The sequence below is a fragment of the Priestia sp. ST2 genome (genome assembly GCF_055810735.1).
On the sequence record NZ_JBVVNT010000005.1, the window covers coordinates 60,821 to 86,188 of the forward strand.

At 39.3% G+C, this 25,368-nt stretch carries 27 protein-coding genes and 1 riboswitch; of the genes, 3 read left to right on the plus strand and 24 right to left on the minus strand.

What is annotated here, in order from left to right; all coding sequences use genetic code 11:
• Nucleotides 1-12: 12 nt before the first annotated feature.
• The 16 genes from sufU to AC0KUU_RS21820 all read right to left on the minus strand — a co-directional run bounded on the left by sufU (nt 13) and on the right by AC0KUU_RS21820 (nt 14,997).
• Nucleotides 13-447 carry a Fe-S cluster assembly sulfur transfer protein SufU gene (gene sufU / locus AC0KUU_RS21745; RefSeq protein WP_013085338.1) on the minus strand — a complete coding sequence of 145 codons (435 nt, stop codon included), beginning with the start codon at nt 445-447 and terminating at the stop codon, nt 13-15.
• A complete protein-coding gene (locus tag AC0KUU_RS21750) occupies nt 437-1,657 on the minus strand; it encodes a cysteine desulfurase (RefSeq protein WP_322552528.1) in 1,221 nt (406 codons plus the stop codon). The genes sufU and AC0KUU_RS21750 overlap by 11 nt, the downstream gene beginning before the upstream one ends.
• A complete protein-coding gene (gene sufD / locus AC0KUU_RS21755; RefSeq protein WP_043977250.1) occupies nt 1,657-2,964 on the minus strand; it encodes a Fe-S cluster assembly protein SufD in 1,308 nt (435 codons plus the stop codon). Before sufD ends, AC0KUU_RS21750 begins: the two co-directional genes overlap by 1 nt.
• A gap of 17 nt (nt 2,965-2,981) precedes the next feature.
• The gene (sufC, locus tag AC0KUU_RS21760; RefSeq protein ID WP_013059647.1) at nt 2,982-3,767 is read right to left on the minus strand and encodes a Fe-S cluster assembly ATPase SufC; all 786 of its coding nucleotides are present in this window, start codon (nt 3,765-3,767) and stop codon (nt 2,982-2,984) included.
• Nucleotides 3,768-4,006: 239 nt separating this feature from the next.
• Complete coding sequence (locus AC0KUU_RS21765) at nt 4,007-4,372, minus strand: carboxymuconolactone decarboxylase family protein (protein WP_013059648.1); 366 nt, start codon at nt 4,370-4,372, stop codon at nt 4,007-4,009.
• Nucleotides 4,373-4,494: 122 nt separating this feature from the next.
• Nucleotides 4,495-5,331 (minus strand): MetQ/NlpA family ABC transporter substrate-binding protein, encoded by an 837-nt coding sequence (locus AC0KUU_RS21770; RefSeq protein WP_014457885.1) that lies wholly within the window; start codon nt 5,329-5,331, stop codon nt 4,495-4,497.
• Nucleotides 5,332-5,348: 17 nt separating this feature from the next.
• On the minus strand, nt 5,349-6,017 hold the full coding sequence (locus AC0KUU_RS21775; protein ID WP_013085342.1) for a methionine ABC transporter permease: 669 nt from the start codon (nt 6,015-6,017) through the stop codon (nt 5,349-5,351).
• Nucleotides 6,010-7,035: a methionine ABC transporter ATP-binding protein gene (locus AC0KUU_RS21780; protein ID WP_043977252.1), complete on the minus strand. Its 1,026-nt coding sequence runs from the start codon at nt 7,033-7,035 to the stop codon at nt 6,010-6,012. Before AC0KUU_RS21780 ends, AC0KUU_RS21775 begins: the two co-directional genes overlap by 8 nt.
• Nucleotides 7,036-7,166: 131 nt before the next feature.
• Nucleotides 7,167-7,274: riboswitch (SAM riboswitch) on the minus strand.
• Between the two features lie 180 nt (nt 7,275-7,454).
• Entirely contained in the window at nt 7,455-7,754 is a 300-nt protein-coding gene (locus AC0KUU_RS21785) for a thioredoxin family protein (protein WP_043977253.1), read from the minus strand.
• Between the two features lie 14 nt (nt 7,755-7,768).
• Nucleotides 7,769-8,119: a toprim domain-containing protein gene (locus AC0KUU_RS21790; protein WP_025752660.1), complete on the minus strand. Its 351-nt coding sequence runs from the start codon at nt 8,117-8,119 to the stop codon at nt 7,769-7,771.
• Between the two features lie 181 nt (nt 8,120-8,300).
• On the minus strand, nt 8,301-8,546 hold the full coding sequence (locus AC0KUU_RS21795) for a YusG family protein (RefSeq protein ID WP_013059654.1): 246 nt from the start codon (nt 8,544-8,546) through the stop codon (nt 8,301-8,303).
• Between the two features lie 79 nt (nt 8,547-8,625).
• Nucleotides 8,626-9,009, minus strand: a complete 384-nt coding sequence (gene gcvH / locus AC0KUU_RS21800) for a glycine cleavage system protein GcvH (protein ID WP_013059655.1) — start codon at nt 9,007-9,009, stop codon at nt 8,626-8,628.
• 135 nt (nt 9,010-9,144) lie between these two features.
• Nucleotides 9,145-9,501, minus strand: coding sequence for an arsenate reductase family protein (locus tag AC0KUU_RS21805; protein WP_013059656.1), 357 nt, complete (start codon nt 9,499-9,501; stop codon nt 9,145-9,147).
• A gap of 115 nt (nt 9,502-9,616) precedes the next feature.
• Nucleotides 9,617-11,401: an acyl-CoA dehydrogenase family protein gene (locus AC0KUU_RS21810; RefSeq protein WP_043977255.1), complete on the minus strand. Its 1,785-nt coding sequence runs from the start codon at nt 11,399-11,401 to the stop codon at nt 9,617-9,619.
• 23 nt (nt 11,402-11,424) lie between these two features.
• A complete protein-coding gene (locus AC0KUU_RS21815) occupies nt 11,425-12,603 on the minus strand; it encodes an acetyl-CoA C-acetyltransferase (RefSeq protein WP_028409611.1) in 1,179 nt (392 codons plus the stop codon).
• A gap of 12 nt (nt 12,604-12,615) precedes the next feature.
• Entirely contained in the window at nt 12,616-14,997 is a 2,382-nt protein-coding gene (locus AC0KUU_RS21820) for a 3-hydroxyacyl-CoA dehydrogenase/enoyl-CoA hydratase family protein (RefSeq protein WP_322552538.1), read from the minus strand.
• Between the two features lie 184 nt (nt 14,998-15,181).
• On the opposite strand from AC0KUU_RS21820, the gene AC0KUU_RS21825 reads away from it, so the two are divergent.
• Complete coding sequence (locus AC0KUU_RS21825) at nt 15,182-15,331, plus strand: YuzL family protein (protein ID WP_013059660.1); 150 nt, start codon at nt 15,182-15,184, stop codon at nt 15,329-15,331.
• Nucleotides 15,332-15,410: 79 nt separating this feature from the next.
• Here the strand turns inward: AC0KUU_RS21825 and AC0KUU_RS21830 are convergent, their stop codons facing one another.
• From AC0KUU_RS21830 to AC0KUU_RS21855, 6 genes are all read right to left on the minus strand, one after another.
• The gene (locus AC0KUU_RS21830) at nt 15,411-16,328 is read right to left on the minus strand and encodes a proline dehydrogenase family protein (protein WP_043977260.1); all 918 of its coding nucleotides are present in this window, start codon (nt 16,326-16,328) and stop codon (nt 15,411-15,413) included.
• Nucleotides 16,329-16,501: 173 nt separating this feature from the next.
• Nucleotides 16,502-16,759 carry a YusU family protein gene (locus tag AC0KUU_RS21835; RefSeq protein ID WP_322552529.1) on the minus strand — a complete coding sequence of 86 codons (258 nt, stop codon included), beginning with the start codon at nt 16,757-16,759 and terminating at the stop codon, nt 16,502-16,504.
• Nucleotides 16,752-17,519 carry an IucA/IucC family C-terminal-domain containing protein gene (locus AC0KUU_RS21840; RefSeq protein WP_322552530.1) on the minus strand — a complete coding sequence of 256 codons (768 nt, stop codon included), beginning with the start codon at nt 17,517-17,519 and terminating at the stop codon, nt 16,752-16,754. The genes AC0KUU_RS21835 and AC0KUU_RS21840 overlap by 8 nt, the downstream gene beginning before the upstream one ends.
• A complete protein-coding gene (locus AC0KUU_RS21845; protein ID WP_013059664.1) occupies nt 17,509-18,336 on the minus strand; it encodes an ABC transporter ATP-binding protein in 828 nt (275 codons plus the stop codon). The genes AC0KUU_RS21840 and AC0KUU_RS21845 overlap by 11 nt, the downstream gene beginning before the upstream one ends.
• Before the next feature lie 26 nt (nt 18,337-18,362).
• Nucleotides 18,363-19,412: a FecCD family ABC transporter permease gene (locus AC0KUU_RS21850; RefSeq protein ID WP_043977265.1), complete on the minus strand. Its 1,050-nt coding sequence runs from the start codon at nt 19,410-19,412 to the stop codon at nt 18,363-18,365.
• Nucleotides 19,409-20,413 (minus strand): FecCD family ABC transporter permease, encoded by a 1,005-nt coding sequence (locus tag AC0KUU_RS21855; RefSeq protein ID WP_043977266.1) that lies wholly within the window; start codon nt 20,411-20,413, stop codon nt 19,409-19,411. Before AC0KUU_RS21855 ends, AC0KUU_RS21850 begins: the two co-directional genes overlap by 4 nt.
• Nucleotides 20,414-20,590: 177 nt before the next feature.
• Between AC0KUU_RS21855 and AC0KUU_RS21860 the strand changes: the two genes are divergently transcribed.
• Both AC0KUU_RS21860 and AC0KUU_RS21865 read left to right on the plus strand, forming a co-directional pair.
• Nucleotides 20,591-21,577, plus strand: coding sequence for an ABC transporter substrate-binding protein (locus AC0KUU_RS21860; protein WP_034648466.1), 987 nt, complete (start codon nt 20,591-20,593; stop codon nt 21,575-21,577).
• 111 nt (nt 21,578-21,688) lie between these two features.
• The gene (locus AC0KUU_RS21865) at nt 21,689-21,862 is read left to right on the plus strand and encodes a YozQ family protein (RefSeq protein ID WP_013085357.1); all 174 of its coding nucleotides are present in this window, start codon (nt 21,689-21,691) and stop codon (nt 21,860-21,862) included.
• Nucleotides 21,863-21,895: 33 nt separating this feature from the next.
• Here AC0KUU_RS21865 and AC0KUU_RS21870 read toward each other — a convergent pair whose 3' ends face one another.
• Both AC0KUU_RS21870 and AC0KUU_RS21875 read right to left on the minus strand, forming a co-directional pair.
• A complete protein-coding gene (locus AC0KUU_RS21870) occupies nt 21,896-22,033 on the minus strand; it encodes a hypothetical protein (protein ID WP_014457868.1) in 138 nt (45 codons plus the stop codon).
• A 36-nt stretch (nt 22,034-22,069) separates the two neighbouring features.
• Nucleotides 22,070-25,180 carry an efflux RND transporter permease subunit gene (locus AC0KUU_RS21875; RefSeq protein WP_043977269.1) on the minus strand — a complete coding sequence of 1,037 codons (3,111 nt, stop codon included), beginning with the start codon at nt 25,178-25,180 and terminating at the stop codon, nt 22,070-22,072.
• Nucleotides 25,181-25,368: the final 188 nt, after the last annotated feature.

Sequence of the window (25,368 nt, forward strand, 5' to 3'; positions counted from 1 at the left end):
TGAATGAAGGTCTTATTTTTGTTCGTTAAGACCTTTTTCCATCGCTTTCCACGCTAGTGTTGCACATTTAATACGCGCAGGAAATTTTGCTACACCTTGAAGTGCTTCAATATCTCCTAAATCTATACTATCATCATACTCTTTACCTTGCATCATGTCAGAGAAGATATGGGCCATTTTAAACGCTTTGTCTACTTCTTGACCTTTAATTGCTTGTGTCATCATTGAAGCTGATGACATTGAAATTGAACATCCTTCGCCTTCGAACTTTGCATCCACCACTTTGCCGTCCTCTACTTTTAAAGAAAGTTCAATGCGGTCTCCACAAGTCGGGTTATTCATATGAATGTTCACAGTATCTTCATTCAACGTTCCACGATTACGCGGATTTTTATAATGGTCCATAATTACTTGACGATAGAGAGTATCTAAATTATTAAAAGCCATTTGTAAAATACTCCTTCGTTTTTATTAATGATGACACCAATTTATCTACTTCTTCTTCCGTGTTATACAAATAGAAGCTTGCACGTGCAGTAGAAGATACGTTTAAATATTTCATCAGCGGCTGCGCACAGTGATGACCTGCACGAATCGCAATTCCATCAGCGTCTACTACTGTTGCAACGTCGTGGGGATGCACATCTTCAATATTAAACGTCACAACACCCGCTCGCTCTTTCGGTCCGTAAATCGTAATTCCATCTACTTGCGATAAGCGATCCAGTGTATACTGCGCTAACTTGTGCTCATGTGCTTGAATATTATCTAAACCAACTTCTTCTAAGAAATCAATCGCTGCACCTAAACCAATTGCACCTGCAATGATTGGCGTACCTCCTTCAAATTTCCAAGGAAGCTCTTTCCACGTTGATTCGTATAGGTTTACGAAGTCAATCATTTCGCCGCCAAACTCGATTGGTTCCATTTTTTCAAGAAGCTCTTTCTTTCCATAAAGAGCGCCAATTCCAGTCGGTCCGCCCATTTTATGTCCAGAGAAAGCAAAGAAATCACAGTCTAAATCTTGTACATCCACCTTCATATGAGGCGTACTTTGCGCACCATCCACAACCATTACTGCACCGTTAGCATGTGCAATTTCTGCAATCTCTTTTACTGGGTTAATCGTGCCCAATACGTTAGATACTTGCATAATCGATACAATTTTGGTGTTGGATGTAATCGTGCTTTTTACCTCTTCTAGTGAAAGTGCATGATCTTCTGTTAATGAAATATATTTTAACGTTGCACCTGTTTCCTTGGCAACTTGCTGCCAAGGAATGATGTTGCTGTGATGCTCCATATAAGTAATCACAATTTCATCACCAGGTTTGAGATTAGCACGGCCATAGCTTGCAGCTACTGTATTAAGAGCTGTCGTTGTACCGCGCGTAAAGATAATCTCTTCCGTTGATTTTGCATTAATAAACTTACGAACCTTTTCACGAGCGCCTTCATATCCGTCTGTTGCTCTTGTACCAAGCGTGTGAACACCTCGGTGTACGTTTGAGTTATATTCTTTATAATACTTCTCAATTGCTTCAATTACAGCAAGCGGCTTTTGTGAAGTTGCTGCACTGTCTAAATAAACGAGCGGGCTGCCATTTACCTCTTGGTCTAAAATAGGAAATTGTTTACGAATATCAGAGATATTCATTATCGAACTTTCCTTTCAATTAAATCTGTTAATTGCTTTTTAACCGTTTCGATTGGCAACTCGTTTACAACTGGTGCTAAGAACCCGTGGATAACTAGACGTTCTGCTTCTGTTTGCGGAATACCGCGGCTCATTAAGTAATAAAGCTGAATTGGATCTACGCGTCCAACAGATGCAGCGTGTCCTGCTGTTACATCGTCTTCATCAATTAGAAGAATTGGGTTTGCGTCTCCACGTGCTTTTTCACTTAACATTAACACACGAGATTCTTGCTCAGCGTTTGATTTAGAAGCACCGTGTTCAATTTTACCGATACCGTTAAAGATTGAAGACGCGCTTTCTTTCATAACGCCGTGTTTTAAAATGTAGCCTTCAGAATGTTTTCCAAAATGTACGATACTTGTTGTTAAGTTTTGAGACTGTTCTCCACGTCCAACTGTTACCGTTTTTGTATCTCCATATGAACCGTCGCCCATTAGATACGTTGTATTTTCTGAAACTGTATTTCCTTCACTCATTAAGCCTAAAGCCCACTCAATGCGACCATCTTTGCCCGCTACGCCGCGGCGGTTCACATAAGTAGTTGTGCCTTTAGCTAAGTAGTCAACAGCCCCAAATGTTACTTTTGCATTGCTGTTAGCAAATACTTCCGTCACGATATTGACAACACCTTTTGACTCTTCAGCAGTAGCAATGTAGTTTTCTACATATGTTACTGAGCTGTTGTCTTCAGCTACAACAATCACATGGTTGAATAAAGCAGCTTCTTCATCTTCACGGACAAATACAGCTTGAAGCGGCTCTTGTACTTCTACATTTTTAGGAACGTACACGAATACACCGCCGTTTAATAACGCTGCGTTTAATGCAGTTAAACGGTGCTCATCTACTTTAACTCCGTCTTTCATGAAGTACTTCTCGACAAGGTCGCTATGCTCTTTAGCAGCTGTTTGAATATCTGTAAAGATAACGCCTTGAGACTTTAGCTCTTCTGTTAATGTTGAATATGCAGCTGTTTGGTCACGCTGAACATATAGATTTTTAACAGCTTCTGTATCAATCAATGCTTTAACCACTTCTGGAAGCTCGTCTACAGATGAGATTGTGCTTGCCTGTGAAGTGTGCTTGTCAAATGCAGTAAAGTTCCATTTCGAAATGTTTGTTTTATCTGGCTTTGGAAGTGCAAGATCTTCTGCTTTCGCAAGAGCTTGTAAGCGAAGATCTAGCAGCCAACTTGGTTCATTAGCTTCTTTTGAAAAGCTGCTGATGTACTCTTGATCAAATGGTAATTTCGTATCAATAGTCATAGAGATCCTCCTAACTCTTAAGCTTCTTGCTCTACAGTTTCGTCTTCAATACCTAATTCTTGTTTGATCCAGTCATAACCTTCTGCCTCTAGACGCTGTGCTAATTCTGGTCCGCCTGATTTTACAACGCGACCTTGCATCATAACGTGAACTTTATCTGGTGTAATGTAGTTTAGTAAACGTTGGTAGTGAGTAATCATTAAGCAACCAAACTCGCTGCCGCGCAGTTCATTAATACCTTTTGATACAACTTTTAACGCATCGATATCTAAACCAGAGTCGATTTCATCTAAAATTGCAATTCCTGGTTGAAGCATCATTAATTGCAGAATTTCATTACGTTTCTTCTCACCGCCAGAGAAACCTTCGTTTAGGTAACGCTGAGCCATGTCTTGATCCATCTCTAAGAAATCCATGTTTTTGTCTAATTGACGGATGAATTTCATTAGTGAAATTTCTTCGCCTTCTTCACGACGAGCATTAATTGCTGAACGTAAGAAGTCAGCATTTGTTACCCCGCTGATTTCACTTGGATATTGCATAGCTAGGAATAGACCTGCACGAGCGCGCTCATCTACTTCCATCTCAAGTACATCTTCGCCGTCTAGCGTGATGCTTCCTTGTGTAACCTCGTATTTAGGATGTCCCATGATTGCTGAAGATAATGTTGATTTACCAGTACCGTTTGGTCCCATGATTGCATGGATTTCGCCGCCCTTAACTTCTAAATTAACACCTTTTAAAATTTCTTTACCTTCAATTGCAACATGAAGATCTTTAATTGTTAAAGTTGACCCTGCCATATTAAAACCTCCAGTTATAGACGTATATAGTAAAAAACGATATACCTATATCTTTTTAATTATTCTCATTTTATTCTCATTACAATCTTATAACAAATGAAAACTTATAGCAACCTTTTGACCCAAAAGGTTTTAAACCATTATGTACATTTTTCAAGACTAAATCCACTCATAAAAAAGTTGCCTTAAAAGACTCCATAGAGCCTTCTAAGACAAGCTTTTTTACCCTCTTTATTTACTTAGTGCGTGTGGCTAGTCAGTTCTGAAATACACTCTTGGACAAGCGTAACGGACTGACTCATCGCTGCGCCTCCGCCAAATGCTGCTGACACTCCGCATGCTTCTAAAATTTCTTGTTCAGTTGCACCTTGATCAATGCAGCCTTTTGTATGATAAATCATACAGTACTCGTCTTGAGCTACTACGCTGATTCCTAACGCGATTAACTGCTTTTCTTTTTTAGAAAGAGAACCTTCCCCAAAACATGCTTCAGTAAACGCATTAAACGTTTTTGTTACTTCCGGCAATTTTTCGCTAAATTTCCCAACACCCATTTTATAATCATGAAGTGCTTGCTCAGTTGAATGACGTGCTTCTTGCTGCATAACGTCAGCTCCCATCATCAGTAAAGTTTTCACGGTTAGTATGCGTGAGAAAAATAAGAGTTATTCGTTTTCCCGCATACAAAAAAAGCACTTGCCCAGAGTGGGCAAGCGCTTTTCTTCTATTATTTATTTACCGGCAGTACTCCGCCTTTGTATTTTTCTTTAATGTAGTCTTGAATTTCTTTAGAGTGAAGAACTTTCACTAAAGCTTTCACTGTATCTTTATTTTCGTCGCCTTTGTGAACCGTAATGATGTTTGCATAAGGGTTATTTTCTTTGCTTTCCACTGCGATTGGATCTTTTACTGGATCTAAACCAGCATCAATAGCATAGTTAGCATTGATAACAACAGCGTCACCTTCATTATTTTTGTACATTTGAGGTAGCAATCCGCCTTCAACATCGGCTTTAAATTTTAAATTCTTCGGGTTTTCTACGATATCTTTAATTTGTGCATCTGTTTTCTTTACGCCTGGTTTTAATTTGATTACGCCGGCTTTTTCAAAAATCGATAAAATACGTCCTTGCTCTGCTACTGCATCACGCATAATAACTGTGCCGTTTTTCGGAAGATCTTTTAAGCTTTTGTATTTTTTAGAGTAGATACCGATTGGTTCAATGTGAATGGCACCGGCACTTACAAAATCATACCCTTTTTCACCCTTGTGATCTTTCAGCACTGAATTCATATAAGGAACGTGCTGGAAGTAGTTTGCATCAATTTCATTGTTTGCAAGAGCTGTGTTCGGTAAGATGTAATCTTGGAATTTTTTAATTTCTAAGTCGATTCCTTGTTTTTCTAAAATCGGTTTTGCTTGTTCTAAAATTTCAGCATGAGGCGTATTAGATGCACCCACAACAATTTTCTTTTCATCTTTTGATCCATTGTTAGATCCACATGCAGCTAATCCTACTACTAGCGCAGATGTTAGTGCTAAAGCCGAAAGCCATTTTTTCATAATAAATAATCCTCCCTTTATCTTTTATCAATTTTTGCAGTAATCGCATCTCCAATAAGTTGGATAATAAATACAATAATCAAAATTAAGATCGTAGCAGCTAGCGTTACATCATTATGACTGCGCTGGAATCCTTCTAAATATGCAAGGTTCCCAAGACCTCCAGCTCCAATCACACCCGCCATTGCCGTATAGCCGACTAGCGCAATCGTCGTTACCGTCAAACCAGAAATTAAAGCTGGCAGCGATTCAGGTAACAGCACTTTAAAGATAATAGTGCTTGTTGTTGCTCCCATTGATTTAGCAGCTTCAATAACACCTTTATCAATTTCACGCAGACCAATTTCTACAAGACGCGCATAAAATGGTGCTGCTCCCACAATTAAAGCAGGTAACGCTGCATTAGCGCCTAAAATACTTCCTACCAATGCTTTGGTAAATGGAATCAGTAAAACAATTAAAATAATGAATGGAATGGAACGAAAGATATTTACAACTGCTGACACAATGGCATATAAAGGTTTGTTTTGCCAGAGCTGTCCTTTGGACGTTAAAAATAAAAGCAAGCCCAATAAAATACCTAGAACAAACGTGGCTATAACTGAAATAGCCGTCATATATAGTGTTTCATTTGTCGCTTGAATAAAATCATCTAAAATAACGTTCGGAAATAGTTTCTCAAGCATTTGTCATTACCTCCACTTCTACCTGCTGCTCATGAATGTATGCAATGACTTTTTCAACTTCTGTTAATTCTCCGTCTAAATGAACGAACAACGTCCCGTATGAACCTGTTTGTGTATGAGAAATCTTTCCTTGCAAAATATTAATCGTTACATCAAACTGTTTTAAAATCGTTGTAATGAGCGGTTGCTCTGCTTTTCCGCCAACAAACGTAAGCTGAATAATTTGCCCGCTTGGATATAACCCCTGTACTTGTTCAATTGTTTCAAACGTTTCTTCTGGTTCAGAAATCTGTTGAACGAACCGTTTTGTAATCGGCTGCTTAGGTTTTCTGAATACTTCTAGCACTTGTCCTTCTTCTACCACTGCCCCATTTTCCATAACGGCTACCCGATGACAAATTTTACGAATAACGTGCATTTCATGAGTAATCAATACAATGGTTAACCCTAGCTTCTCATTAATATCTACTAACAGATCTAAAATGGAATCTGTCGTTTGAGGATCAAGCGCTGATGTTGCTTCATCACACAGCAATACTTTTGGGTTATTGGCTAGCGCTCGAGCAATACCAACACGCTGCTTTTGTCCACCGCTAAGCTGTGATGGATAAGCATTTTCACGCCCTTCAAGCCCGACTAACTTGATAAGCTCGTCTACTCGTTTCATTCTTTTTTCTTTTGAGATCCCTGCTATTTCTAACGGAAAAGCAATATTTTCTCGCACCGTACGCGACCACAAGATATTAAAGTGCTGAAATACCATACTAATTTCTTGTCTAGCTTTTCTGAGTTTTCCGCCTTTAATTTTTCCAATATCATTACCTGCTACTTCGACCGTTCCTGTCGTTGGTGTTTCTAACCCGTTTAGCAAGCGAATTAAAGAACTTTTCCCCGCTCCGCTATAACCAATAATTCCGTAAATTTCACCTTGGTTAACGGTTAGATTCACATTATCAACAGCTGTTATTTGACCACTTTTGGCCTGATAAATTTTTGTAACGTCTGTTAATGTAATCATATTTCTTCACCTTCTTTAGTAAAAACTTAATTATGTTAGGTTGCCCTATAGGATGAAAAAGCCGTAAAACAATTTTCCCCATCAAAAAAGCCTCTCTGCGCATGACAGAAAGGCTCGATATTTAATCCTTTCTCTCATCTTTCAAAGCACATAGCTTTGCAGGAATTGGCACCATTTCAGTTAGTCTGACGGTTGCCGGGTTTCACAGGGCTCAGTCCCTCCACCTCTCTTGATAAGAGTTCGCAACAATTATTTTGTTTTTGGGAAATATTCATTCATTTATGAACATTCATGAGTGTGATTTTAGCATGTGTCAGATAGGCTGTCAACAGGTTTTGTTCTTGGGATAATATCCCAAGATTCCAACAGCCCCAACGGTTCACTCTCTTTCAATTTCTTCATTTTAAACAAACGTTTGATTATCGAAGCTCTTCAAGTACGTGCTCGATGGAATGAAACGCATAGAGTTTTTTTACCATTTCGCCATTTTTCACTTCAATCAAACAAGGTACACTTTCAATTGAAAATATTTCTGCTTTTGAAGGCATATAATTTAAATTGCTCATTCCGATGGTCACACCGGGCAGCATCGCTTCTGCTACGGTTAACATTTTTTTTGCCAGCTGACATGTCCCGCAAAAAGGTGTATGGAAAAAGATAAACGTTCTTTGTCCTTCTTTTAACTGATCTTCAAGCTGTTTTTCGCTCCATTCTTGCATGTTGCTCATTCCTTTTATGTTAAAAATTCTGCATTAACATCGATATTGGCACTCAGTAATACTGTTGCTATGTGATGTCTAGGGGCGGCAGCAACCTCTCGGTACATTTTATCAATATATAGATGCTCTGCTTCCGGAAGCTCTCGTTTAAATTGTTTTCTTAGCTTATTCCCTGAATCATCAGAGTCAACAAGTATGTATACCTCTTTGTTAAACGTACAGTCAATAATTTCATCCAGCTTTGATAAACTAATCGTACCGTTTGTACAGATAATTTCAATTGGTTCTCGAATGATATCTTGGATACGCTTTTTATCTGATTTCCCTTCGACAATAATTACTTTTTCAATTTCAATTAGCCCCATTTTCATCACCCATAATCGTCAGTTGTATAGTAACATCATTTCTTTATGCTATACAATATTCGTTAATGTATCACAGTTCACCTGTTTTTTAAAAGAAATTTGCAAGAAAGAACTGTTTTAAAAAGCAGCTTAGGCCATATTGTTTCCATAAGACAAGAAAAACAGTGGCAGTTGCCACTGTTTAGCACCATCCTGCTTCTTCGTCGCAGTCTGTATATTTTTGCGTTTCACCTTGTTTTTGTACATCCGTATATTGATAGAACTTATTATTTTCTTGCGAATAACCTTCTTCAAAGCGGTATTCATTGCCGCTTGTTCCGTAACTAACTTCACCAATTGGCTGCTTATCAACATATAATTTCATACCGCCGTCATGAAATTTAGCTGTAACGCGATCTGTAACGTCCATTTTTTGTTTTTCAAACATAAAAAGACACTCCTTTAGCTTGTTTACTAATAGAGTGTCCAGTCAAAAACTTTTCATAAAGACAATTTATGGAGGAATATTATCCTTCGTTTGTCATTTCTTCGTATTGCTCTGCTGTCATTAGCTTATCTACTTGAGAAGCATCAGACGGTTTGATTGTAATCATCCATGCTTCTTCGTATGGAGATTCATTAACAAGTTCAGGGCTATCGCTTAAGTTGTCGTTTACTGCTACAACTTCACCGCTAATTGGTGCGTAAAGCTCAGAAACTGTTTTTACTGATTCAACGCTGCCAAACGGCTCGTCAGCTTCTACTGTTGCTCCTACTTCTGGCAGTTCAACGAATACGATGTCGCCAAGCTCAGCTTGAGCGAAATGCGTAATACCTACGCGGACAACGTCTCCTTCTGTTTTTACCCATTCATGCTCTTCAGAATAACGCAAATCTTTTGGTGTACTCATCTTAATCCCTCCAAAATATGTATCGTAATTTGTTTATATAAAAAGCGCCTTCAACGTGGAGAACACTTTCTACAACCTAAAATAACTTCCTATTAACAGTGTAACGTAAAAGGTAAAAATTTTCTATTTGAAAACTTACTTCCACACGTCCTCAAACTGCTCTTCTTTGAAACCAAGCGTTACTTTTTGTCCATCTGTTAGCAGCGGACGCTTAATTAACATGCCATCTGACGCAAGAATCGACAGAAGTTCATCTTCACTCGCACTGCTTACTTTATCTTTAAGTCCTAATTCGCGATATTTTTTACCGCTTGTATTAAAGAATTTTTTTAATTCTAAGCCGCTGTTCTGATAATAAGATTGCAGCTGCTCTTTTGTTGGCGGGTTTTCTACAATATGGATTTCTTCATACGCTACTCCGTTATCATCCAGCCACTTCTTGGCTTTTCGGCACGTACCACACTTTGGATATGAATAAAAAAATAATGACATTTCGTCAACCACCCTTTATTTTAAGCTTTTTTCGTATTTTAACACATCCTTTATCATTTACCTAGATAGAGGCTTCTTAAACAAAAAGGAGCTCGTAAAACGAGCTCCTTTTCCCTTAAACTGTGAACTTCTCTACTTCTAGAAGCGTTTTTGCAATCTCGCGCTTTACACTAATTACATTAATTGGTGTATAGCGAGTTAACTTGCGAAGAGACGAAAGCATGACTCTAAGCGTATCACCTTGTTCAACGCCAATTAACGTTTCCTTTGCATCTGCTTCAATTCGATTAAATGCTTCTTGGCAAAATACTTGCGTATATTTTACCTTCAAGCTGTTTTGATCTGCACCTGTTTTGGAAATCGCTTTTTCAGTACGTAAAACAGTGGATTCCATTGCATATACGTTACTAATCATATCGGAAATATTAACGAGAATTTCTTGTTCTTTCTCTAATTCTTTCCCATACTTCTGTGCAGCTAGACCTAAAAGCAAGAGCGCAATTTTCTTTCCATTTTGCACAAGCATTTTTTCTTGATCTAACGGCTCATTTCCTACTTCCTGCGGCATAAGCATCATCAATTCTTCTTGAAGCGTTTGTGCTTTTTGAAGCAGCGGAAGCTCTCCTTTTAGCGCTTTGCGTAAATATGTGCCTGGTACTAAGAGTCGATTAATTTCATTTGTTCCTTCAAAAATACGGTTAATGCGGGAATCACGATACAGGCGCTCAATTTCATACTCACTCATAAAACCATAGCCTCCGTGAAGCTGGACGCCTTCATCTACGATGTAGTCAAGAGATTCCGTGGCAAACACTTTGTTTAATGAGCATTCAATCGCATATTCAGCAATGGAAGCGGCAATTTGCTTTCCGTCTTTTTGCTGTTCTTCTGAAAGCTGGCCCATATGGTCTTCAAAAAGTCCTACCGTACGATAGACGGAGCTTTCAGTTGCATATAATTTAGAAGCCATTGTTGCTAATTTTTCTTGGGTTAATGAAAATTTAGCGATTGGCGTTTTAAACTGCTGACGCTGGTTAACATATTGAGACGTGATTTCTAACGCACGTTTCCCTGCTCCAACTGCTCCAACTCCAAGCTTGTAGCGCCCAATATTTAAAATGTTAAAAGCAATCACATGACCTTTTCCCACTTCACCTAACACGTTCTCTTTTGGAACAAGTGCATCTTCAAGAATCAACGTTCTTGTTGATGAACTCTTGATTCCCATCTTCTTCTCTTCCGGTCCAACCGATACGCCTGGAAATTCGCGTTCAACGATAAAAGCAGAAAATTTATCGCCGTCGATTTTCGCGTACACGACGAACACATCAGCAAATCCGGCATTTGTAATCCACTGCTTTTCTCCATTTAACACATAGTGTGTGCCTTCTGCGTTAAGGCGAGCTGTTGTGCGAGCACCGAGGGCATCGGAACCAGAACCAGGTTCTGTTAACGCATATGCTGCTATTTTTTCCCCAACTGCTAAAGCAGGTAAATATGCTTGTTTTTGCTCTTCTGTTCCAAATAAGACGATTGGCAATGACCCAATTCCTACGTGAGCACCATGAGTGATGGAAAATCCGCCTGCTCGAGACATTTTTTCAGCAATTAAAGCCGAGGTAATCTTATCTAAACCGAGTCCACCGTATTCTTCCGGTACATCTGCACCAAGCAAACCTAATTCACCAGCTTGTTTTAATAACTTTACAGAACGGTCAAACTCATGCTTTTCTAAATATTCCACTTGTGGAAGGACTTCATTTTCTACAAATTCATCTGTCGTCTTGGCAATCATCTTTTGTTCAGATGTATAATCCTCCGGCGTGTAGACGCGGCTTGCATCGCCTTCTTCAATTAAAAAGCTTCCACCTTTAATCATTTGTTTTGTTTTATTTGACATGTTCATATCCCCCTTTGAAATGATTATGCTAACAATTCAAATACACCAGCAGCTCCCATTCCTCCGCCAATACACATCGTGACAATTCCAAACTGCTCATTTCGACGCTGCATTTCGTGCATTAAGCTAAGAGTCAGCTTAGCTCCGGTACAGCCTAATGGATGACCTAAGGCAATAGCGCCTCCGTTTACATTTACTTTATCTTCATTAATATTTAATTCACGAATAACGCCAAGTGCTTGAGAAGCAAATGCTTCATTTAATTCAAACAATCCGATATCAGAAAGCTCCAGCCCTGCTAGTTTAAGAGCTTTAGGAATGGCAGCTATCGGGCCAATCCCCATTACTTCAGGCGGAACTCCTCCAACTGCAAATGAGCGAAACTTAAGCAAAGGCTTTAACCCTTCTGCTTCAGCTTGCTCTTTATCCATTAGAAAAACGGATGCAGCTCCGTCACTTGTCTGCGAAGAGTTTCCAGCTGTTACGGATCCTTTAACTGAAAAAGCTGGACGAAGTTTTCCTAATACATCCGCAGTTGTGCCAGGACGAACTCCTTCATCTTGAGAGAACATCAGCTTTTGTTCACGGAGCTTATTGTTTTCATCCACTTTTCGAAGCGTCACTTCCACCGGAACAATTTCGTCGTTAAACTTCCCTTCTTGAAGTGCTTTTGCTGCTTTTTGATGGCTGCGTACAGCAAACGCATCCTGGTCTTCACGTGAAATGCCGTATTTCATCGCTACTTGTTCTGCTGTATGTCCCATGCCCATATAATATTCCGGCGCATTTTCAACCAGCTGAACATTTGGACGCGCTACGTTTCCAAACATCGGAACAAAACTCATTGATTCTGCTCCTCCAGCTAACACTGCTTTGGCTTGCCCTAGCATAATTCGTTCTGCACCGTAGGCAATACTTTGCAAACCTGATGAACAATAACGATTAATCGTTATTGCTGGCACCGTATAAGGCAAACCCGCAAGAGCGCCAATATTTCGAGCCATATTCAAACCTTGTTCTGCTTCAGGCATCGCACAACCAATAATTAAATCATCAATTGGTCCTTCGTATCCGCCTGCTCGGCGAAGAGTTTCTTTAACCGCAATGGCTCCCAAATCATCAGGCCTAACACTTGCCAGTGAACCTTTTTTTGCTTTTCCAACCGGTGTCCTAGCACCTGCTACAATAACTGCTTCTCTCATTTTTTCTCCCCCTTAATTACGCAGTGGTTTTCCTTTAACTAACATGTGCTGCATACGTTCTTGAGACTTCGCTTCTCCAACAAGGCTTAAAAACGCTTCTCTCTCTAAGTCCAGCAAATACTCTTCATCAACTTCCGAACCAAACGCTACACGTCCTCCAGCTAACACAAATGCTAACTTACTAGCAATTTTATAATCATGTTCTGATATATACCCTGAATACTTCATGGATTGAGCTCCTAGCAGCAACGTTGCATATCCTGTTTCTCCAACCACAGGAATTTTAGCTCTTACAGGTGGTTTATAGCCCGTGTCATGTAAAGCAAGGACTGAGTTCTTCGCATCATTCAGCAAGTGATCTCCGTTTACGCTGATGCCATCATGACGATTTAAAAAGTTTAGCTGTCTAGCTTCTGCAGCAGAAGCAGATACTTTTGCAGTAGCAATTGTTTCAAATGTTTTATTGGCAATTTGCTGAAGATCGAGCGTTACACCGTTAGGTAAACCATTTAGCTGTTTGATATAAAGCTCCTTATTACCTCCTCCACCAGGAATGAGTCCGACTCCTACTTCTACAAGGCCCATGTAAGTTTCAGCAGAAGCTTGAATTTTAGCTGACGGTAAGCAAATTTCTGCTCCGCCTCCAAGAGTCATCGCAAATGGAGCTGCAACAACCGGCTTTTCATTGTATTTCACCTTCATCATTGCCTGTTGAAATTGTTTAATGACAAATTCAATTTCAAAATAATTGTCATCTTGTGCTTCCATTAAAATCATAGCTAAGTTAGCGCCAACGCAGAAATTTTTCCCTTGATTTCCTATGACCAGCCCTTTATAGTTCTTATTCACTTCTTCAAGAGACTGATTTAATAAACTAATAATATCTAGCCCGATTGCATTGTTAGGAGAGGTGAACTGCAGGCACGCCACATCATCTCCTAAATCAATTAAACTCGCTCCGCTGTTTTCTAAAATGACATTATTTTGAGAACGTAAAGATGACAGGTGAATCACCTTTTTATTTTCTTTTACCGCTTTATACTCTTCATCTTCGTAGTAAAGCGTTTGACCTTCCATTTCTTTATAGAAGCTTGTAAATCCATTTTCCTGCATTTGTTTTACCCACTGCGGAATTGCTAAACCAGACTGCTCCATCTTCTCAATTGACTTTTCTAAACCAATTGCATCCCACGTCTCAAAAGGACCCATTTTCCAGCCAAATCCCCACTTCATAGCTTGATCAACGGCCACGATATCGTCGGCGATTTCATTTTTTAACTGTGCTGCATATACAAGAACGGGACTGATCACATTCCAAAGAAGCTGTCCGGCACGATCATCAGAATATATAAGCGCTTTCATTTTATTTTGCAGCCCTTTTGCCTGCTTGCTTAATTCGGTAGAAGCTGTTTTTAACTTCTTTCTCTCGACGTATTGAAGTGTACTAGGATCAAGTTCCAAAATTTCCTTTCCTTTCTTCAAAAAGAAGCCTTGCCCTGACTTGCTTCCCAGCCAGCCATTTTCCTGCATTTGTTTCATAAATAAAGGGACATCGAACACTTCTTTTTCTTTGCCTTCTACTTTGTCAAATACATTGTTGGCCACATGAATAAATGTGTCTAGCCCCACTACGTCTAGTGTTCGAAACGTTGCGCTTTTTGGTCTTCCAATTAAGGGGCCCGTCACAGAGTCAACTTCTCCCACACTGTAATTGCCTTTTAACATTTCTTGAACGGTCACAAGTAAACCATACGTACCGATACGGTTGGCGATAAAGTTAGGCGTATCTTTTGCAATAACTACTCCTTTACCTAATACATCTTCACCAAACGTTTTCATATATTCAACAATTTCTGATTTTGTGTCATGAGTTGGAATGATTTCTAATAACTTTAAATAACGCGGTGGATTAAAAAAGTGCGTTCCTAAAAAATGCGCTTTAAAATCTTCTGAGCGTCCTTTAGCCATTTCGTGGATCGATATTCCTGAAGTATTTGAACTTACGATACTTCCTTTTTTTCGTACACTGTCAATTCTTTCAAACAACTGCTGTTTAATATCAAGACGTTCCACTACTACTTCAATAATCCAATCACACTCGCTTAACTGCTGTAAATGATCTTCAAGATTTCCTGGCGTAATTAACGATAGTGATGACTTCGACGTTAAAGGTGCCGGTTTTTGCTTCGTTAATTTAGCTAGAGCAGTTGTACTCAACCGATTTCTCACTTGTCTATCTTCAAGCGTTAGCTGTTTTTTTTCCTCGTCTGCTGTTAATGAAGTTGGAACCACGTCTAGCAAAAGTGTTGGAATTCCTACATTTGCTAAATGAGCTGCAATTCCAGAGCCCATAACTCCTGAACCTAAAACGGCGGCTTTTTTTATGTTCATAATTATCCCCACATCCCCTTTAATATATTGAATGAATGATCATTCATTTTATGCGTAAAAAAAGAGAGTCACTGTTAATCTCTGTTTTTACTATAAAACATTTTTTAAATTTTCGCAATATATTCACAATATTATCTCTAACTATTTTTAATGTGTTTGGTTATCTTAATACACAGGAGGTGATTTTGTGAGCAAATTAAAGAAGGATCCATCGTCAGCAGGCGTAAGCGCAGCAAGCGTTAAAGGAAATGCTGGACCGGTCAATGAACCGCACGGACGCGGCAAAAAGACATCTCAAAACCAACAGTACACAAAGCATAACACTCAAGGACATTAACCTCAAAATCGAACATGAGTAATCGAATCATGTTCGATTTTTGATTATTTCTTACTTTGTCATCACGACCATTTCATTATTATTTTTTTACAATTCCTTTTAAGACAAATGCGACATTTGCAGGTCTTTCTGCAAGGCGCCTCATAAAGTACCCATACCAGTCCGTTCCATAAGGAACGTACACTCTCATTTTATATTGTTCTGCTACGAGCTGAACTTGCCTTTCTGATCGAATCCCGTATAGCATCTGAAACTCAAACTGATTCATTGAAATTCCATGCTTTTTAACAAACTCTTTTGTATACTGAATGATTCGTTCATCGTGAGTAGCAACTGCTGTGTAGTGACCGTTTAATAAGTGAAGTCCAATGATGTTTTGAAAGTTTTCGTCCACGTCTTCTTTATCAGGAAACGCCACGTCTGCTGCTTCTTTGTACGCCCCTTTCACTAACCTTAATTTAGGAGCATAAGCATCTAATTCACGGATGTCACTTTCTGTTCGATATAAGTATGCTTGAAGCACCGTCCCTACGTGTTCATACTCATTTTTTAATTGTTTAAATAGCTTAATCGTCTTGCTGCATCGCTTATAGTCCTCCATATCAATCGTCACAAATACGCTATGTTTTTCCGCTTCTTCAAGAATACGCCGCATATGATGAAGCGCCAAATCTTCTGAAATATCTAGTCCCATAGACGTTAATTTTAAAGAAATTTCTGAATCTAATCTTTCTTTGTGTATAAGGTGAATGGCCTTTATGCATTGAGCTGCAGCATGATCCACTTCAACTTCACTTTCCACAAACTCGCCAAGATAATCAATCGTTACTTTTAATCCCTGTTCATTTAGCTTTTTTATCACACTAACAGCTTCATCGATGGTTTCCCCTGCAACAAAACGTGCTGCTCCAAAACGTAAGCCATAGCGCTTAGCCAGCTTTGTTAACTTTTTGCTTTTTGATAACAATAAAAAAAAGTTTCTTATCGTTTGTTCCAAAGCAACCCCCCGCCTTCACTTGTCATACGCCTCACAAATTTTATTTAATTATCATTAATTTTACCATTTTTCAAACTAGATAGGCACCCTTTATTAACGTATGCACACAAAACCAAAAAGCGACCGAGAGCTTTTGGATAAAAAAACATCCATCAGCTTTGTGATGAATGTTTTTATTCTGGTTTTCGCTGTGACGCTCGATGCGCTTCATTCAGCTCTTTTATTTCCTTCACAATCTCGACCATTTCCGCTTTTGCTTCTGGATATAATTGATTCCAATGCTTGGTTAAAGGCGGCATGGATTTTGAGATATGGTTGTAAAGTGCCCACATTTTTACTTTTTCTTGTAGCTGCTCGTCACCTTGACCAACCATTAGTTCCGTATACTTTTCAATTAAACCGTCGAATTGCTCTTGAAAGGTTTTACTCATGCACAATCACTCCTTTCTTTGGTTTACAAATAACCGGACACGTTCGACAATAAGTCTTTTTATCTCCTGTTTGGTAAGACAAACAGCACGTTTGCCGACCTCTTATCTCCTGCTTTTGCTTCTCTACTTGAAGAGGTGAACTGTACCTAGCAAACGGATTATGATGGTATGAACCAAAGTGATGACCCTCAGCTTCTTCCAACACATATCGTAAATTCTTTTGTACTTGCACATTTTCTATTTCTTTATTTGCTAAAAGCAAATCACAAAGCCAGTGGATATAAACAGCTACGTTTTCCCACAGCGTCAGCTTCGAGATTTTTGTCACTTTACGCAGTGATGACCATATCTGCTCAATGTGATGAGCAAACAATTCATCAAGAAGTTCATCAAGAAGAATTTTCCGATTGTCCTCTGTTACTTCTTTCGTCTCAGTTTCTGAGATGAACACTTTTGGGAGCCACATCGTTTCAGCGTCTTCTGTATGCAACGAAACATTTTTAGTCGATGCATTTATCTTTTTTTGAAACACAATAAATGAATACAAAGCCGCCACCACAACAAAGCTATACCGCTTAGCTAACATGGAGGCAGCTGCTCTCAAGTTATCAGCCTCCATCGTCTGTTGAATCCATAGCAGCTGCATCCGCAGCGTGCTTTCATCCATGCAGCTGGAGGGAGACAACCTATACAGCGAGTTATCTTTAAACGTACAGCGGAATTTTTCTGCTAACTCGCTTTGCTCTTTCTTATTGAGCATGCTGCGTTTCAACGCGCAGCTTATTCACAATACATCGTCCGCGCCCATGAGGAATACAAAGAGGCGTTCCAAATAACGGATCCACCGTCACTTCACAGTTCATATTAAAGACTCGCTGTACTAAATCGCAGTTAATGACTTCTTCTGGTCTTCCCTGTGCATAGATTTTTTTATCTTGAAGCGCCACAATATGATGAGCATAGCGGCAGGCTAAGTTTAAATCATGTAGCACCATTACGATGGTACGATTTTCTTTTTCATTCAGTTCAAACAACAAGTCCAAGATCTCAATTTGATGCGTCATATCTAAATACGTTGTCGGTTCATCAAGTAAAATAATATCCGTATCTTGTGCTAATGTCATAGCAATCCATGCGCGCTGACGCTGTCCTCCAGAAAGCGAATCAACTTGACGATCAGCCAAGTCTGCTAACCCTGTTGCTTCGAGTGCATTTTGTACTTTTTCTTCATCTTCTTGAGACCACTGACGGAACCAATTTTGATACGGATAGCGCCCTTGTTTAACAAGCTGAAGCACTGTCAGCCCTTCAGGTGCAACAGGACCTTGCGGAAGAATTGCTAGCTGCTTTGCAATTTCCTTGGTCGGAAGAGAGGAAATTTTAGAGCCTTCTAGTAAAATAGAGCCTGCATGTGGCTTTAATAGTCTTGCTAGTGAACGCAGCAGCGTAGATTTTCCGCATCCATTACTGCCGATAAAAACCGTAATCTCACCCTTTGGGATGGTAACGTCAAGCTCATCTATAATCATCGCTTCTCCATATGATAATGTTAGCGATTTTGTTTCTAACGAATGCATGCGAATCGCTCCTTCTACAAAGAATGCTATACGTTTCTTTGTTTGTATAGTAAATAAATGAAGTACGGTGCGCCAATTGCAGCTGTAAATACACCTGCTGGCACTTCGATTGGCAAGAAAAATGTTCGGCCAATTAAATCTGCTGCTGTGATTAAAATCGCTCCGATTAGTGCCGATAGCGGTATTAAAGCTCCGAACGAAGAACCTACCAGCTTTCGGGCAATATGTGGAGCAAGCAATCCTACAAAGCTAATCCCGCCGGCAAATGCAACGGCGCTTCCTGTTAAAGCTGTACTCATCAGTAATAGTGCCAATCGATTTTTTTGAACGCGACTTCCAACGTTAGTCGCAATTTCTTCACCTAATTCTTGAACATTTAAATTTCGAATCATTAAAATCGTGATTATAACCAGCCCTATTGTAACAGGAACTAGTACGGAAACACTGGCCCAGTTTGAGCCATACACCGTTCCTGTAATCCAAATATTTGCCTGGCTTGCGCGATAGATAGGACCCATAATCATAAACAGCGTGGTCATAGCTTTCGTTAACGCTGTTAATCCAATTCCTATTAATACTAGTGTAATAGGAGAGACGCCATTTTTCCAGGCAAACACATAAAGTAAAAGCGCCACTGCCAATGCACCTAAAAATGCGCTAACAGGCATCCAATTAATACTTACGGTTAACGAGTTGCTTTTATCACTAAATAGTGTCAAAAATAACACTACACCGACTGACGCTCCCCCTGTTAATCCAATTAAGTCTGGTGAAGCAAGCGGATTTCGCACAAGCCCCTGCAAGATAGCACCTGCAATGGCTAAACAAATACCGGCACAAATGGCAACGATAATGCGCGGAAGTCTAAAGGAGGTAACAACTAACCGTTCAAACTCCAGTCCATGACCCGCTAAAATGTTAATCACACGAAAGGGATTGATAAATAAGTCACCCGTACCTGCACTTAATAAAAAAAGAGCAATAAGTGCAGCTGAAAAACCAGTGATAATCAAAGCTGCTTTTATGTTAATTAAAAATGAAATCCGCTTTAAGCGAAGAGATAAGTATGTTTTCATGACGCCTTGGCCCCTTTCCTTGCCATGTAGATAAAGAAAGGTGTACCAATAACAGCAGTCATGACTCCAACAGGGATTTCTTGAGGCATAATGACATATCTAGCCGCAACATCAGCTAATAAAATTAAAATCCCGCCGGCAACCGCACTATAGGGAAATACCCAGCGATAATCTTGTCCTACAATTGCTCTTACAACATGAGGAACAATGATTCCAACAAAGCTAATCGGACCGGCTACTGCAACGGCTCCACCAGCTAAAATGGCAATAATGATCCCGCTTATAATTTTCACAAGAGCTGTTCTTTGACCTAATCCTTTAGCTACATCTTCACCAATCGTTAAAATATTAATTTTTGAAGCAATAAAAAACGTGACAATAATTGCTAGCACTACATAAGGCAGTATGTCATACAGCATTTCCACCTTGCGCCCTTGAACAGACCCAGCCAGCCAAAAGAGAACTTGATCAAGTGAAGATTCATCGACAGCCAGCAGACCTTGTGTTAAAGAAGAGAAAAAGGCTGCAATAGCCGCTCCTGCGAGCGTCAATTTAATAGGCGTTAATCCTTCTTTTCCGATGGACCCAAGAAAATAGACAACCACTACGGTTAATGCCGCTCCTAAAAATGCAATCCATGTAAAAGCTTGAAGTGAATTGACCGAAAAAATCATCACTGCAACAACAATAAAAAAGCTGGCCCCAGCGTTCACACCAATAATATCTGGTGAAGCAAGTGGGTTTTTCGTTAACGCCTGCATCATTGCTCCTGCAATTCCTAAACAAATACCTACCACAGCACCGATTATAGCGCGCGGCAATCGAATATTTTGAATAACTATGTGCTCATTCGAACCGTTAAACGCTTGAAAAGCTTCAAATGCTGTCTTGATACTTGTATCTGTGTATCCGAGTACGATACTTAATCCAATACAGATTAAAAGCAGCATGATTCCAATGATGAGCCCCATTACTTTCATTTGAACACTGCGTAGCATCATTTTCATTGCTCTCCTCTAAGATGATTCCTATATATCTAACCTTTAGTTTAGGAAACATTGAAAAAAGTGTCAATGATTTTGAGAATCATTTTCAATTTTTAATTGACACCGCTTAAAAGTTAGAATATTATCTTAATTGTTAATGAAAATCATTATCACTTAAGAGGAGGAAGAGATGTGAATACATATTCTAAAGGCAAGTTGTCATATTTGTTATCTATTCTTACCATTATGACACTGCTTGTGCTGGCAGCCTGCGGTAATTCAAACAGCGCTGACGATAATAAAAAAGAAAAAACTGAGGGTTCTGGCGAAACTTATACAGTAAAACACGCAATGGATAAAACAGAGATTAAAGGAACACCTAAACGAGTGGTCGTTTTAACAAACGAAGGTACTGAAGCTCTTCTTGCAATGGGTGTAAAGCCTGTGGGTGCTGTTCAATCATGGTTAGGAAATCCGTGGTATGACCATATTAAAGGTCAGATGAAAGGCGTTAAAAGTGTAGGTACAGAAAGCGAACCAAGCTTAGAAGCAATCGCAGCTTTAAAACCTGACTTGATTATCGGAAATAAGATGCGCCAAGAAAAAGTATACGATCAGCTGAGTCAAATTGCTCCGACTGTATTTTCTGAAGAGCTGCGCGGAGACTGGAAATCAAACTTTAAGTTATATGCAAAAGCTGTGAATAAAGAAGAAAAAGGTAAAGAAGTATTAGCTGACTATGACAATCGCGTAGCAGATTTAAAGAAACGTCTTGGTGATCAGTTAAAACAAAAAATCTCAGTTGTACGCTTTACAGCTGGAGACGTTCGTATCTATCATAAAGATTCGTTCTCAGGCGTTATTTTAGATCAGCTTGGCTTTGCTCGCCCTGAATCTCAAGACAAAAATGATTTTGCTGAAATGAATGCAACAAAAGAACGCATTCCGGCAATGGACGGCGATCAGCTATTCTACTTCTCTTATGAAACGGGAGACGGCGAAGCAACAAAGCTTGAAAAAGAATGGATAAACGATCCGCTTTTCAAAAAGTTAAAAGTAGCTCAAGAAGACCATGTTCATAAAGTAGATGATGCTACTTGGAATACAGCAGGCGGTGTGTTAGCAGCTAATATCGTACTTGATGATATTGAAAAAATCTTCTTAGATAAAAAACAATAATAATATGAAAGAAAGAGCTTCGACGAACCGAAGCTCTTTTTGCATGTATAATGTATTTCCTTTCATCGCACACTAACCGTGGTCTCACTTTATTAAATAGGAGTGGTGAAAATGAATTCAAAAAAACAGCCTAAAAAGCAGCCTGATACAAATGAAATGGCTGACCGTCAGTTCGAAACAGAAGATTATAACCGACAAGATGCACTCTCACAAGGCCTAGCAGAAACACATGAGCAAGTAAGCGACGCCTATCAAGAAGGATCATTTGAAGATACAGATCGTTAATAAAAAAAGAGCTGACTCTAAGTCAGCTCTTTTTTATTTTGAATGCTGCCATGCCGTTTTAGGCAATGACATGGACATCCACTGCTGGCGCTTTGATTTATCAATCGTTACTTTCTTTGCTTTAATTCCTTGTTGAATCAGCTGTTTCATTAGTTTATCAATTGACTTCATCGCTATTCACCTCAAAAGCGGAAATTTGTTTTGCTTCTACTTTTTTACTTTTTTGCGCTTAAACTTCATAAAAAACTCATAGACAATTGGAACGATAATGAGCGTAAGCAGCGTAGAACTTGTTAGTCCTCCGATTACCGTAACCCCTAGCCCTTTTGAAATAAGGCCTCCACCTTCAAATCCAAACGCTAATGGAAGCAGTGCACCAATCGTTGCAATAGCTGTCATTAAGATCGGGCGAAGACGGGTCATTCCAGCTTCTAGTAACGCTTCACGCGTCGACAGACCCTCTTGCTCTTTATGAATCACGCGGTCAATCAGAACAATTGCATTGGTTACCACAATTCCAATCAGCATAAGAGCTCCAATCATCGAAGAAATGCTGATTGTTTCTCCAGATATTAACAGCGCCACTAGTGCACCAATAAGTGTAAATGGAAGTGAGAATAAGATAGCAAACGGTGCTAGCCCTCCACCAAATGTCAGTACTAGTACGAAGTACACGATACCTATGGCTGCGAGCATAGCAATTCCTAATTGACTAAATGAGTCATTAATTTGCTCTGATGCTCCGCCAAAGTTAATATCCATATCACTTGGCAAATCAATTTTCTTCACTTCTTTTTGAACGTTAGAAGAAACGCCGCCTACATCGTCACTCTTAATATCGGCACTTACCTCTGCATAAATTTTATTATCACGGCGAGTTACCGTATTCGATGTTTTACCTTTTTTAATATCGACAACTTCATTTAATGTAACTTCCTGTCCAGTTTGAGAGGTCACTTTTGTGCTTGAAAGTTCGGTAAAAGTAGAGAAATCCTCTTTTTCTTTTGGAAGGTATACGTTAATTTCGTTTCCATCTTTTTGGATAGTCGTTAATACTTCACGCTGGCCAAGGTTCGAAATTTGCATGCCGATTTGACTAGCAGACAAGCCCAGTTTAGCGGCTTTCTTTTGATTCGGTACTAGCGTATATTCATCAAACGTATCTGAAAGCGTAGAATCGACATTTTTCAGTTCTTTATGCTTGTCTAAAACATGCTGAACTTTATCAGCATAAGGTTTGATTTCATCTAAGCTATCTCCGTAAATAAGGACGTTTAATGAATTATTGCTACCGCTAGACGCCGTATTCATTGAGCCCCATTCACCTTGATTCGCTTGTTTATTAAGAGCTTTTAATACTTTATCCTGCTCTTTATCAAAGTTTTGTGTATCCTCGTCATATTGCACAAATGTTAAAACGTTATTTTTGCTTCCCGGATTAAAAGAGTTACCTTCACCGAACGAATACTGAACCGTTTTGACACCATCTCGCTTCATCAAGTACGCTTCTGCGCGATTTGCTGCTTTTTCTACGTCGCTTTGAGACTGTCCGGCTTTCGGTGTATACGTAAGCGTCAGCGTTTTTTCTTGATCGGATGATAAGAAGCTCACGCCAATAGAAGGAACTAAGAATAAACTTCCTACTAACAGTAGTACGGCTAACCCAAAGGAAATAAGCTTATGGTTTAGCGTCCAGTTCAAAATTCGCTTATATCCGTGCGCTAGTTTGCTTGGTTTTTCTTCTTTTACTTTTACATTTGTTTTAAATAACGAATGAGCAAGCATTGGCACGAGTGTTACCGCTACTAGCAGTGATGCTAACAGTGCAAAAACAACGGTTAACGCAAACGGTAAGAATAGCTCTCCTACCGGTCCTTCTACTAGACCTAACGGTAAGAATACGGCCACGGTTACGATTGTAGAAGAGAAAATTGGAACAAACATCTCTTTCGTTGCCGCGACAATTAAATCTTTTCCTTTAAGCTTTTCTTCCTGATAAGCCATGCGGCGGTAAATATTTTCAATAACGACAATGGAATCATCTACAACCCTTCCAATGGCTACAGTCATCGCTCCGAGCGTCATAATATTTAAAGAGATATCCATTGATTTGAGCGCTAAAATGGCGATTAATAACGAAAGCGGAATCGAAATAACGGCAATAATCGTTGAACGAATATCACGTAAAAATAAAAGAATAATAATAACCGCAAAGACCGCACCGATAATAGCTTTATTTAGCATCGTATGAACAGAATCTTCAATCGGTTTACCTTGATCAAAAATATTGTCAACATGAAGGTCTTTGTTTTTCTTTTCTAGGCTATTCATTTTTTCTTTAATATCATTTACAACATTTACTGTGTTCGCATCCTTCGCTTTGACAACTTGTACAGCAATTGAAGGTTTTCCATTCGTGCGAGAAATAGATTCTGCTTTCCCCGTCACTTTAATATCCGCAATTTCTTTTAATTTCACAGTGGGAATAGAAGCTGCGGACGGCGCCTGCTGAACGGCTCCTTGTGTCTGCTGCTGGCTCATTCCTTGTTGCTGATCTCGAGCAGCTCCTTGACTAGGCACAGCTGGAATCTCTAAGTTTTCCAAATCTTTTTCTGTTGTCATCTTTCCGTCTACCACAACAGATTTTTGAGATCCATCCATCGTATACGTACCAGCCGGCACTTTTGCATCAGATGCTTGGATAAGCTTTTTCACCGTATCTTCATCGAGTCCCAGCTGCTTGAGCTTGTCTTGTTTGAATACAAGTTCTGCTTCTTCAACTTGTTCTCCTGACACGCTGACCGAAGAAATCCCCTGCACTTTTTCAACTTGTGGAACAACAGTATTTTTTACATACTTCGTTAATTCTTCTAATGATTTTTTATCATCTGAAACGCTTAATGAAATAATCGGAAAATCACTAATGCTTTGTCTTGAAACATTTGGTTCCTCTACATCATCTGGCAGATCTACGTTTGAAAGAGCTCGTCTAACTTCGTCTTCTGCCTTCTCCATATCTTTACTAAAGCTATATTCAACTTGAATAGTAGCCATATTTTCATAAGAAGATGAGCTAACTGTGTCAACGCCGCTCAGTCCCTGAAGCTTTTGTTCAATCGGCTTACTCACCTTATCTGCCACTTGTTCCGGAGTGGCTCCCGGATAAGTTGCACTGACTGTTACAACAGGCGTTGAAATATCAGGAATGGTCTCTAGCTTCATATTAAACCCTGAATACAGCCCTGCAATAATGACAAAGAGTGTTAACAGCCATACTGCAAATTTATTTTTCAATGAAAATTTAATAAACTTCCCCAATGCATATCCTCCTTCAAATATATGTATACTAATAAAATTGACTGATCGGTCACAACAACTTAAAATATAAATGACTAACCGGTCAGTGTCAACCCTAAGCAGGCTTTCTCCTAACATGTTCATAATAAAGACATATTTACGATAAATCGTTTTTTAAAGGAACTGACTCCCGGTTTTAACTTTGATAT